Origin of the sequence: Pseudomonas sp. 43NM1 (genome assembly GCF_002836905.1) — a bacterium.
Classification (GTDB): domain Bacteria; phylum Pseudomonadota; class Gammaproteobacteria; order Pseudomonadales; family Pseudomonadaceae; genus Aquipseudomonas; species Aquipseudomonas prosekii.
In genome coordinates this window covers 1-10995 of record NZ_MKGS01000034.1, presented here as the reverse complement: position 1 = coordinate 10995, position 10995 = coordinate 1, and the positions used below count along the sequence as shown (strand labels likewise).

Here is a 10995-nt window from a genome sequence, read left to right as displayed (position 1 = left end):
GTCTCAACCCTCGCGGGGATGACCGTTACCCCGCCCTACCCGCCCAGTCTGTCACTGAGCGCCCGCCGATGTTGCTGATTGAAACCCATTTGCTGGAGATGGCCGATCATGCCCACCAAAATTGATCGTCTGTCGCCTACGCCACACTTTGAGCAATCCCGAAAAGCAGGCGATGTCGAGCCGTTTCCCGGCGGAAAAATCACTTATCTTTCACCGCTGCCATTGCCTACACCGCTCTCACCACATGGCTCTCACATTGGGGAATTAAATGATGTCTACATGGACTTTGGCCTAGGGTCGCCGCAAGTTTTTATGTGGCAGATGACATTAGGAGGGCCATTTGCTGGTGCTTTTGCGGTGGCATTTATCTTTCCACTCATCGGGGGATTCCTCGGATTAGTACTTGGATATGGGTGGGAAGATATTTGGGACTCAGTGGAGGGCGTTTTCCTAGCGTCATACGGAAATGCAACAATAACCGGCATAACCGCCCTCCTCATTGGCCTCTGCATCTGGAACCACAACCACAAAAAACGTCTCCAAATCATCCCCACCCGCTTCAACCGCCAGCGCCGCGAAGTCTGCTTCAACCCCGAAGACGCCACCGAACCCGTCTTCGTCCCTTGGGAATCCCTATCCGCGTGGATCATCGAGTCCCAAGGCGCGACCCAATACGGCATCCAGCGCCAATACGGCATGGGCATCGGTTTCCAGCATGGCGAAACCCTTACCAGCGTCGAATTCCCCTGCTTCGGCCTACCCATCGCCATCAGCCATTGGGAAGCGATTCGCGGTTACATGGAATACGAAATCAACGACCTCAAGACCATCCAGGACCCGCTAGACCTGCAAAACCCCGGCGACCCACCGCACGAAGGCCTGCACACTTTCCACAACGCGCGCATGCGCATGCACCAGCAAATCCGCGACGGCGAACGCAACCGGCTCTCGGGATTTTTCTGGTACCTGTACCACGTCATGACCCTGTGGACGATCCCCAACCACGTGACCGAATGGGAAGTCCGCCGCATCCAGAAAATGGCCCCGCACGCCATGCCGGAAGTTATGCAACAGTGGTCGGAACCGCTGCCGAAAGAACAATGGGCCAAACCCAGCGAAGAACTGGTGCGGATGAGCGAACAAGTGCGGCAACTGCACAAACGCCAGCCTCGGCGACCGATTACCGAAATTTTTGCTGAAGTGCGGCGGATGAATCCGTGCCGCAAACCCGGCGGATAAACACATTCTTTGTGGCGAGGGGGCTTGCCCCCGTTGGGTCGCGAAGCGGCCCCGTTGTTTTATTCCAGTCCATCGAATCATTTGAAGCACGACTGCTTCGCAGCCAAACGGGGGCAAGCCCCCTCGCCACAGGTGATGCGTGACCACATCCGCGGTGTTTGCCAGTAAACTCCCTCTCCTTTAGCCGCCCATGTTTACCCCCGCGGCCATCACTTTATTGTTTGCGGAGATTGCCTTGCGTCTGTTCCACACCTCCGACTGGCACCTTGGGCAGAACCTGCACGGCCAGGATCGCGATTTCGAGCACGGTTGTTTTCTCGAATGGCTGTTGCGCCAGCTGAAGCTGGACCAGCCCGACGTGTTACTGATCGCTGGCGATATCTTTGACACGGTCAACCCGCCGGTCAAAGCCCAGGAACGCCTCTACGATTTCATCGTCGGCGCCCACGAACAGCAGCCGTCGCTGACCATCGTGATGATTGCCGGTAACCACGATTCCGGCTCGCGCATCGAACTGCCCGCGCCGTTGATGCGGCGCTTGCGCACTCACGCGCTGGGTCGGGTGTTGTGGCTGGATGACGGCCAACTTGATGCCGAACGGCTGTTGCTGCCGCTGCCCGACGCCAGTGGCGACATTCGCGCCTGGTGCCTGGCGCTGCCGTTCCTGCGGCCGGCCGAAGTGACCGGCGCGCAGTTGGGCGACAACTATTTGCGCGGTATCGGGCAGGTCCACGAATGGCTGATCGCCGCAGCCAACGCCAAACGCACGCCGGGGCAGGCGCTGATCGCCATCAGCCACGCGCACATGGCCGGCGGTTCGGTCTCGGAAGACTCCGAGCGCAGTCTGATCATCGGCAATGCCGAAGCGCTGCCCGCCAGCCTGTTTGGCTCGACCATCAGCTACGTCGCGCTCGGGCATCTGCACAAACCGCAGAAGGTCAACGGCGAAGAACGCATCCGCTACAGCGGCTCGCCGATTCCGCTGTCGTTCTCCGAGATCAATTACCAACACCAGATTCTCGACGTCAAACTCGACGGCGAAACCCTGCTCAGCGTCGAACCGAAACTGATCCCGCGCGCGGTCAATCTGCAGCGCATCGGCCCGGCACCGCTGGCCGAGATTCTGCTGCAACTGGCCGAACTGCCGAACACTGATTTGCTCGAAGATCTGCAGCGCCAACCGTGGCTGGAAGTGCGCGTGCGCCTCGACGAGCCGCAACCCGATCTGCGTTATCAAGTGGAAACCGCGCTGCAAGGCAAAGCCGTGCGGCTGGTGCGGATCGCCGCCGAATACGCCGGCACCGGGCGCAATGACGGCGCTGATGACAATGCCACTCTGATCGAACTGGACCAGCTCTCGCCGCAGGAATTGTTCAGCCGCGCGTGGCAGGACAACTACGGCAGCGAGGTTGACGAGCAAACCCTCAAGGACTTTGCCGAGCTGCTGCAAGACGTGCAAATGGAGCGCGAACAGCCATGAAAATTCTCGCGATCCGCTTGAAAAACCTCGCCTCGCTCGCCGGGCCTTTTGAAATCGACTTCACCGCCGAACCGCTGGCCAGCGCCGGACTGTTCGCGATCACCGGGCCGACCGGCGCCGGCAAAAGCACCTTGCTCGATGCCTTGTGCCTGGCGCTGTTCGGCGCCGTGCCGCGCCTGAACAACACCGGGCGCGACGCCAAAGTGCCGGACGCCGACGGCGAAATTGGCACCGGCGACCCGCGCACTTTGCTGCGCCGTGGGACCGGCGAAGGTTACGCCGAAGTTGATTTCGTCGGCATCGATGGCCGTCGCTATCGCGCGCGCTGGGAAGCCAATCGCGCTCGGGAAAAGGCTGGCGGCAAGTTGCAAGCCAGTCGCCAGAGCCTGCGCGATATCGATCAGGATCAGTTGCTGGCAAGTCAAAAAGGCGAGTACAAGACCCAGCTCGAAGCCGCGCTGGGCCTGAACTTCGAACAGTTCACCCGCGCCGTGCTGCTGGCCCAGAGCGAGTTCAGCGCGTTCCTCAAGGCTGACGACAACGACCGTAGCGAATTGCTGGAAAAACTCACCGACACCGCGCTTTACACGCGTTTGGGCCGGCGCGCGTTCGACAAGACCAAAGAGGCGCGTGAAGCGCACAAAGTGCTCCAGGATCAAGCCACCGGCGTCACGCCGCTGGCGCCCGAGGCGCGCGCCGAACTGGATGAGCGCTTCAACGAAGCCCAGCAGCAACTCAAGCTCCAGCAAGCGCAACTCAAGCAACTCGAAGAGCAACACACCTGGCTCAAACAGCTGCGCCAATTGCAGGAAGAACAGCAAAGCGCCGCCGAGCAATTGCACACGGCCCAGCAGCATTGGGAAGGCCTGGCCGGCGAACGTTTGAAGCTGACCCGGCTGGAGCAACTGGCACCGCAACGCCATCAATTTGCGCGCAAGACTGAACTGGTCGCGCAGCTCACGCCGCTCGCCGCGCAGATCCTGCAGCACACGCAGCAGCAACAGCAATTGACCGAGCGCCAGACTCAACTCGAGCAGAGCCTGAGCACCGCGCACATCGCGTTGACCGAGGCGCAAAACCAGCACGCTACAAACGCGCCGCTGCTGCGTCAGGCTTTTGAAGAGCAAAGCACCCTCGCCCGCCTGGTGCGCGAGACGAGTTCGAGCGCCGACCTCAAGCAGCAAGCCGAGCAGGCCTGCACGCAGGGCCAAACCACCATTCAAGCTTTGCTCGACCAGCAACAGCAGGTCGCCGAACGTCTGCGGCGCATTGGCGCGGAGCTTGAGCAAAGCGGGCATCTGGCGCCGCTCAGCGATGCCTGGAATGCTTACCGCGATCGCCTGCAACAACTGATGTTGATCGGCAATCGCCTGAACAAAGGTCAGGAAGAACTGGCCAATCTGGAGCAACGCGCGACGCACGCCGCCGAAGCGCTGGCGGCGCAAAAGCAGAATCTGGAAGTGCTTTACAAGGAGGCCGGTGCTGAGCCGGAAGCCGTCGCCGAGCAAATCCAGCTGTTGAGCACCTTGCTGCAGGACAACCGCAAACAACTGCGCGGGTTCGAAGAACTGACGCGCTTGTGGGCCAGTCAGCAAGATCTGGACAAGCGCGGTGCCGAGCTGCAACAGCGCCAACTCGCCGCCCAGCAGGAACGCGAACGCCTGACCCAGGACGGGGTGAAAACCAAGTCCGAACTGACCGTCGCCGAACAGACCCTGAACGTCACCCGCCAATTGCTCGAACGCCAGCGCCTGGCCCGCAGCGAAAGTGTCGAGGAACTGCGCGCGCAGTTGCAGGACGATCAGCCGTGCCCGGTTTGTGGCAGCCCCGAGCATCCTTATCATCAGCCCGAGGCGCTGCTGCAAAGCCTCGGCCGGCATGACGAAAGTGAGCTGACCAACGCGCAGCAAGCGGTCGATGTGCTGAAGGAAAAACTTACCGAGCTGCGCGCCGAAGTCGGCGGTTTGATCGCCCAGCAGAAAGAGTTGCTGCAACAGCAGGAACAGCTCGCCAGCCAGCAACAGAGCCTGACGCCGAGCCTCGAAGCGCACCCGCTGTCGGCGCAGTTGCTCAATCAGGACGCGGCCAAACGCGACGCCTGGCTCGCGCAACAAAACAGTCAACTGAACCAGAGCATCAGCCAGGACGAACAGCGCCAAAGCGCCCTGCTCACGTTGCAACAGGACGCCGCGCGCCTCGCGCAGCAACTGCGCAACGCCGAGACCGCCAGCCAGCAAGCCGCGCAACACCTGAGCAATCAGCAGCAAGCGTTGGGCAACGACCGCCAGCGCCTCGACGAAGAACTGACGGCGTTCAGCACGCTGCTCCCGGCCGATACGCTCGAAGCCCTGCGCAACGAGCCGGCCGCGACGTTCATGCAGCTCGATCAGCAAATCGCCCAGCGCTTGCAGCAACTTGAGCAGCAGCGCGACGAACTTGCCGAACAGCAGCAGCGCCAACAGATGCTGGAAAAAGAACAGGATCGCCAGCAGACCCGCGCGCAACACCTGCAAACCGTGCAACAGCAGTTCAACGTACTGGCCGAACAGCAACAGACTGGCGAGCACAAACTCGCACAATTGCTCGGCGAACATGCCAGCGCCGAGCAGTGGCAGGAGCAACTCGATCAGGCGGTCGAACAGGCTCGCGCAGCGGAATCCGCGGCCAATCAGGAGCTGCAAAGCGTGCGCACGGCGCTGGTGCAATTGGCCGCCGAACTCAAGGCGCAGCAACAGCGTTCGCAAGCGCTGGAAACTGAGGATCGCGAGCTCAGCAGCAAAATTGCCGACTGGCGCGCGCAGCATCCGCAGCTGGATGACGGTGGTCTCGAAGCATTGCTGAGCGTTGACGATCAGCAGGTCAGTGAGTTGCGGCAGTTGTTGCAAAGCAGCGAAAAAGCCATCGAACAAGCCAAGGTGTTGCTGGAGGAACGCGACAAGCGTCTGCTCCAGCATCAGGCGCAGCACAACGGCAACCTCGACGCCGAACAATTGGCGAGCGCGCTGGCGGAACTGCAAAACCAGTTCAGCGTCAGTGAGCACCGGTGCGCCGAATTGCGTGCCGAGCAGGCTGAAGATCAGCGCCGGCAAAATGCCAATCAGGCCCTGGCGCAGCAGATCGCCGATGCCTACACCGAATACCAGCGATGGGCGCGTTTGAGTGCGCTGATCGGCTCGGCGACCGGCGACACGTTCCGCAAGATCGCTCAGGCCTACAACCTCGACTTGCTGGTGCATCACGCCAACGTGCAATTGCGCCAACTGGTGCGACGCTATCGTCTGAAACGCGGCGGCAGCATGCTCGGCTTGCTGGTGATGGACACGGAAATGGGCGACGAATTGCGCTCGGTGCATTCGTTGTCGGGCGGCGAAACCTTCCTCGTGTCGTTGGCCCTGGCGCTCGGTCTGGCGTCGATGGCGTCGAGCACGTTGAAAATCGAATCACTGTTTATCGATGAAGGTTTCGGTAGCCTCGATCCGGAATCGCTGCAACTGGCAATGGACGCGCTCGACGGTTTGCAGGCGCAGGGGCGCAAGGTCGCGGTGATTTCCCACGTGCAGGAAATGCATGAACGGATTCCGGTGCAGATTCAGGTCCGCCGCCAAGGCAATGGCTTGAGCACGCTGGAGGTCAAATGACCACGCTGTATTCTTTCCGCCGCTGCCCCTACGCGATGCGCGCCCGCATGGCGCTGCGTTATTGCGCGGTTGAGGTGCAAATTGTCGAAGTCAGCCTGAAAGCCAAACCGGCCGAGATGCTGGCGTTGTCGAGCAAAGGCACGGTGCCGGTGCTGGCGGTGGATGGTCGGGTGATTGATGAAAGCCTGGCGATCATGCACTGGGCGTTGGCGCACAACGATCCTGAGCACTGGCTACTCGCGGGTGACGCGGTCGGGCAGCAACGGATCGCGGCGCTGATCGAGGAAAATGATCAAGTGTTCAAGGTGCATTTGAATCGCTACAAATACGCCGAGCGGTATCCCGAGCAGCCGATGGAAACGTATCGGGCCGAAGGCGAGGTGTTTTTGCGCACGCTGGATGAGTTGCTGCGAGGTCGGGATTACTTGCTGGCCGAGCACCCGAGCCTGGCGGATGTGGCGCTGCTGCCGTTCGTGCGGCAGTTTGCGCATGTCGATCGGGAATGGTTTGCGCAGACGCCGTATGCGCGATTGCAGGCCTGGCTGCAACAGTTCCTCGACTCGGAACTGTTCACCGCCATCATGAAGAAATGACCGCGTACCCGCAGGAGCAAGGCTTGCTCGCGATGACATTCTCAAGGACGCCATCGCGGGCAAGCCATGCTCCTACAGCGTCGTGTTTGCGGGTGCTCAAGCCAACACCGAGCACATCCCCAGCGTCGAGCAATCGACCTGGAACGGCCCGAGAAACTCGGCGCTGCGCTTGATCGGCGGATTCCCCACCAGCAGCCCCAAGGCCTTGGCCGTCTGAATATTGTGCGCAATGTTGTGATTGCATTCGATGGCCCGCGCCACCGAACCTGCCGAGCCCTGCCCGATCCCCAGTAACGAAGCGCCATTGGTCATGAACGCCAGAAAGGCAATGACCCAGAGTTTGTGCCCTTTCATGCGCCGACAACTCCCGCAATGTCTGCGCGATCGACCACCACATTCTGTTGGGCGCGGTGTTCGAACTGGACGCCGGGATAGGCGACTTCAATCGGTGCCTGACGGTCGTGCTGCGTTTGCGGCGAGAGGCTGATGACGAGGACCATGGCCACGTAGAGACCGATGGCCAGGTAGGCGCCGTGTTTGGCGGAAGTGATGATTGCGTGGGCCATGGTGTTCTCCGTGGGCATGTTTCAGTGCCGACAGAATCGATCAAAAAAACTGTGCTCACCACTCAGGGTTTTCCATAGTGACCATCAACCTGGTTGATCATTAAAAGCGTCTATATCGCCGCTGAACAAAACCGATGAAGCAGGAAAACGCACACGCGTAGGCGCTGCCGAAAGCTGCGATCTTTTGCTGATAAAAGTCAAAAGATCACAGCCTTCGGCAGCGCCTATAGGCAACGTTCAGTAGATTTCAGGCTTGAGTTTTGTGGTCCAAAGCGGCGTAGAAGTTAGCGCTTTGTTGCAGATATTTTTGCGTGTAGCTCTGGGTGTGGGATTTTTTGCTGCTGATCTCAGTGTTGGCACTGGCTGGCAGGGCAACGGTGGCAGAGATAGCGGATGCGGCGATGATGGAGAAGAGATTGAAGTTCATGGCGGTATTCCTCGGAGTCAGTTGGTTTGCTTGCCTGGTTAGGCCGTGAAGCAAACTTAACGCCCGAGGCTCCGCACCTTGAAATGCTTTGTAACAGTAGCCGTTATCAGTCTGATTAATACTAGAGCGCAGGCCCCATCAGCCGGGGCCTGCGGCGTATTGACGCACTGGTTGACGAGCTTGTTAACGAACCAAAAACTTCAAATCGCTCGGCGCATCCATCGGCAGTTTCTGCACGGTTTTGCCCAACAGACCGGTTTTGGCATCGCGCTCGACCACAACAATCTGATTACTTTTCTGATTGGCGATCAGCAGGAATTTGCCACTCGGGTCGAGGCTGAACTCACGCGGGTGGTCGCCTTCCACGGAACGGCGTTGCACTTCCTTGAGCTGCGCGGTCGCCGGGTCGATGGCGAACACCAGCAACTGATTCGCCGTGCCACGGTTGCTGACGTAGAGGAACTTGCCGTCCTTGGAAGCGTGCAGTGCCGCGCCGGCCTTGTCGGCAGTCGGCTGCCCCGCCGCCAAGTCAACCAACTGAGTTTGCTTGAGCGTGCCGTCCTGATAATCGAACACCGCCACCTGAGCGCTCATTTCCATGGTCAGCCAGGCATGTTTGCCATCGGCGCTGAACAGCAAATGCCGCGGACCGCTGCCTGCTGGCAATGACACCGAGGGCGGATTGGCCGGGGTCAGTGGCAGCTGCGGATTGGCCTTGGGATCGAAGTGATAGACAAAAATCTTGTCTGCGCCCAAGTCGTTGGAGAACACGTATTTGCCATCCGGCGAGGAAATCGTCGAATGCACGTGCGCCGACATCTGGCGCTCGGGATTGACCCGGCTCGACGGATGACTGCTCATCTGCACCACGGGTTTGAGCTGGCCGTCAGCGTCTACCGGGACCACCGCGAGGGTGCCGCCCGGGTCTTCGACCACTGAATAGTTGCTGATAAACAGGTGGCTGCCGTCGCCGCTGTGGCTCGAGTGCGTTGGCTCGTTGCCAAGGCTTTGCACTTGATTGATCAGCTTCAGTTCGAAGGTCTTGGGGTCGAGCGCATAGCTGCTGACCTTGCCGACCGGGTCCGCCTGTCCAGGGCCATTTTCGTTGACCACGAACACCCGTTGCAGGTCTTTGGAAACGGTCAGCCACGACGGGTTTTCAGTCTTGATCACTTGCAGCGGCTTGGCGCCGATCTGACCAGTGGCGCTGTCGAAGTTCAGGCGATAAATCCCCTGACTCTGACCAGCCGTGTAGGAGCCGACCAGCAATTGATAATCGTCGGCGCTGGCCAGTGGCACGCCCATGGCGCCGACGCTGCCGGCCATCAACAGTGGCCAGAAATTACGCATCTTCATGCTCTTCTTCCTCATCGTCATGACCGCCGATAGCGGCCATGCACACCAGCCGGTGCTCGCCGGAATCACCGGTGATCAACCAGCTCTGCAGGGTTGGATCGAATGTCGCGGCGTCGATTTGGACCTTGGTGAATTCCCAACGTTTCAATGCTCGACCGTCCATGCACTCGATGTGCAGGTTGTTCTCGTCATCGAGGGAGGAATCAAAGGCGTGCAAGCCGTCGATTTCCAGCATGTCGCAGTTTTCGAGGGCGTTGAGCAAAGTGTCGGTAACGGCAGTCATGGCAATCAGTCATTTGGATGGAAAGCCGCAATGATAGCTCAATGTGGGAGCAGGCCCGAGCCAGGCACCCAACTTCCAGGCAACCCACTTTCATCGAGCCATGAACAAAAGTGGGAGCGAGCTTACTCGCGATGACGGCGGTACAGTCAACATTGCAGTGACTGACAGGCCGCTATCGCGAGCAAGCTCGCTCCCACAGGGGATGCTGCTCGGCGGTTACAACGCGTCGCGCGAAGGTTTGCCGTCCACCAGCCGTTGAATGCGCAGCGGGTTGGCGTTTTTCAGCGGTTCCGGCAGCAAGCTGTCGGGGTAGTTCTGGAAGCACACCGGGCGCAGGAAACGATCGATGGCCAAGGTGCCGACCGAGGTGCCGCGCGCATCGGAAGTGGCCGGATACGGCCCGCCATGCACCATCGAATCGCAGACTTCAACGCCGGTCGGATAACCGTTAAGCAAGATCCGCCCGACCTTCTGTTCCAGCAACGCGGTCAGTTCGCCGAACTGCTCGAAGTCCGCCGGTTCGCCAATGATCGTCGCAGTCAGTTGCCCGTGCAGCCCGTTCAACGCAGCGCTGAGTTGCGCCTGGTCCGCGACTTCGACAAACACCGTGGTCGGGCCAAAGACTTCTTCCTGCAACACTTCGTCGCCATTGATCAACAAACTGACGTCAGCCTTGAACAGCTGCGGCTGCGCCTGATTGCCTTGCTGCGCGCTGCCCGCCAGATGCTCGATGGCCGAATGCGCGAGGAGTTTTTCCAAGCCTTTGCCATAGCTGCTCAACGTGCCGGCATTGAGCATGGTTTGCGCCGGTTGCTCAGCAATCAACGCGGCGACTTGCTGGACGAACGCGCTGAACTGCGGCGAACGAATCCCGATCACCAGCCCTGGATTGGTACAGAATTGCCCGCAGCCCTGCACCACCGAGGCGGTCAGGTCACGTGCAACGGTTTCTGCGCGTGCGTGCAGCGCTTGCGGCAACACGATGACCGGGTTGATGCTCGACATCTCGGCGAACACCGGAATTGGCTGCGCACGGGCGGCGGCCATGTCGCACAACGCGCGACCGCCCTTCAGCGAACCAGTGAAACCGACCGCCTGAATCGCCGGATGCTTGACCAGCGCTTCGCCGACCCCGCCGCCGAAGATCATGTTGAACACGCCGGCCGGCATCTCGGTTTTTTCCGCAGCACGAATGATCGCGTCGGCGACCCATTCGGCGGTGGCCATGTGGCCGCTGTGGGCCTTGAACACCACCGGGCAACCGGCGGCAAGTGCCGAAGCGGTGTCGCCACCGGCGGTGGAGAACGCCAACGGGAAGTTACTCGCGCCGAACACGGCTACCGGGCCGAGGCCGATGTGGTACTGACGCAGATCCGGGCGTGGCAGCGGTTGGCGGTCGGGCAACGCCTGATC

General features: G+C 60.3%; 10 protein-coding genes. 4 read left to right on the top strand and 6 right to left on the bottom strand.

The genetic code is table 11. The features are described from left to right. The first annotated feature begins 108 nt into the window (after positions 1-108). From BI292_RS05450 to BI292_RS05435, 4 genes are all read left to right on the top strand, one after another. A complete protein-coding gene (locus BI292_RS05450) occupies positions 109-1239 on the top strand; it encodes a hypothetical protein (RefSeq protein ID WP_101207239.1) in 1131 nt (376 codons plus the stop codon). Positions 1240-1474: 235 nt separating this feature from the next. After that, positions 1475-2719 (top strand): exonuclease SbcCD subunit D C-terminal domain-containing protein, encoded by a 1245-nt coding sequence (locus BI292_RS05445; protein WP_092281743.1) that lies wholly within the window; start codon positions 1475-1477, stop codon positions 2717-2719. After that, positions 2716-6357: an AAA family ATPase gene (locus BI292_RS05440; RefSeq protein ID WP_101207238.1), complete on the top strand. Its 3642-nt coding sequence runs from the start codon at positions 2716-2718 to the stop codon at positions 6355-6357. The genes BI292_RS05445 and BI292_RS05440 overlap by 4 nt, the downstream gene beginning before the upstream one ends. Further along, positions 6354-6950 (top strand): glutathione S-transferase, encoded by a 597-nt coding sequence (locus BI292_RS05435; protein ID WP_101207237.1) that lies wholly within the window; start codon positions 6354-6356, stop codon positions 6948-6950. Before BI292_RS05440 ends, BI292_RS05435 begins: the two co-directional genes overlap by 4 nt. 96 nt (positions 6951-7046) lie before the next feature. Here the strand turns inward: BI292_RS05435 and BI292_RS05430 are convergent, their stop codons facing one another. From BI292_RS05430 to BI292_RS05405, 6 genes are all read right to left on the bottom strand, one after another. Then, positions 7047-7304 (bottom strand): hypothetical protein, encoded by a 258-nt coding sequence (locus BI292_RS05430; RefSeq protein WP_092280614.1) that lies wholly within the window; start codon positions 7302-7304, stop codon positions 7047-7049. Then, positions 7301-7516, bottom strand: coding sequence for a hypothetical protein (locus BI292_RS05425; protein WP_092280612.1), 216 nt, complete (start codon positions 7514-7516; stop codon positions 7301-7303). Before BI292_RS05425 ends, BI292_RS05430 begins: the two co-directional genes overlap by 4 nt. Before the next feature lie 247 nt (positions 7517-7763). Further along, on the bottom strand, positions 7764-7943 hold the full coding sequence (locus BI292_RS05420; RefSeq protein WP_092280610.1) for a hypothetical protein: 180 nt from the start codon (positions 7941-7943) through the stop codon (positions 7764-7766). 183 nt (positions 7944-8126) lie between these two features. Continuing rightward, the gene (locus BI292_RS05415; protein WP_101207236.1) at positions 8127-9299 is read right to left on the bottom strand and encodes a lactonase family protein; all 1173 of its coding nucleotides are present in this window, start codon (positions 9297-9299) and stop codon (positions 8127-8129) included. Continuing rightward, positions 9286-9582 (bottom strand): DUF5629 family protein, encoded by a 297-nt coding sequence (locus BI292_RS05410; protein WP_092280606.1) that lies wholly within the window; start codon positions 9580-9582, stop codon positions 9286-9288. Before BI292_RS05410 ends, BI292_RS05415 begins: the two co-directional genes overlap by 14 nt. 216 nt (positions 9583-9798) lie before the next feature. Beyond that, the coding region (locus BI292_RS05405; RefSeq protein WP_101207235.1) for an aldehyde dehydrogenase (NADP(+)) at positions 9799-10995 on the bottom strand (1197 nt) is incomplete at its 5' end.

Coding starts and splice junctions, on each gene's coding strand:
- BI292_RS05410 (WP_092280606.1), bottom strand. CDS start 9,582: ATGACTGCCGTTACCGACACTTTGCTCAACGCCCTCGAAAACTGCGAC.
- BI292_RS05415 (WP_101207236.1), bottom strand. CDS start 9,299: ATGAAGATGCGTAATTTCTGGCCACTGTTGATGGCCGGCAGCGTCGGC.
- BI292_RS05440 (WP_101207238.1), top strand. CDS start 2,716: ATGAAAATTCTCGCGATCCGCTTGAAAAACCTCGCCTCGCTCGCCGGG.
- BI292_RS05450 (WP_101207239.1), top strand. CDS start 109: ATGCCCACCAAAATTGATCGTCTGTCGCCTACGCCACACTTTGAGCAA.
- BI292_RS05425 (WP_092280612.1), bottom strand. CDS start 7,516: ATGGCCCACGCAATCATCACTTCCGCCAAACACGGCGCCTACCTGGCC.
- BI292_RS05420 (WP_092280610.1), bottom strand. CDS start 7,943: ATGAACTTCAATCTCTTCTCCATCATCGCCGCATCCGCTATCTCTGCC.
- BI292_RS05435 (WP_101207237.1), top strand. CDS start 6,354: ATGACCACGCTGTATTCTTTCCGCCGCTGCCCCTACGCGATGCGCGCC.
- BI292_RS05430 (WP_092280614.1), bottom strand. CDS start 7,304: ATGAAAGGGCACAAACTCTGGGTCATTGCCTTTCTGGCGTTCATGACC.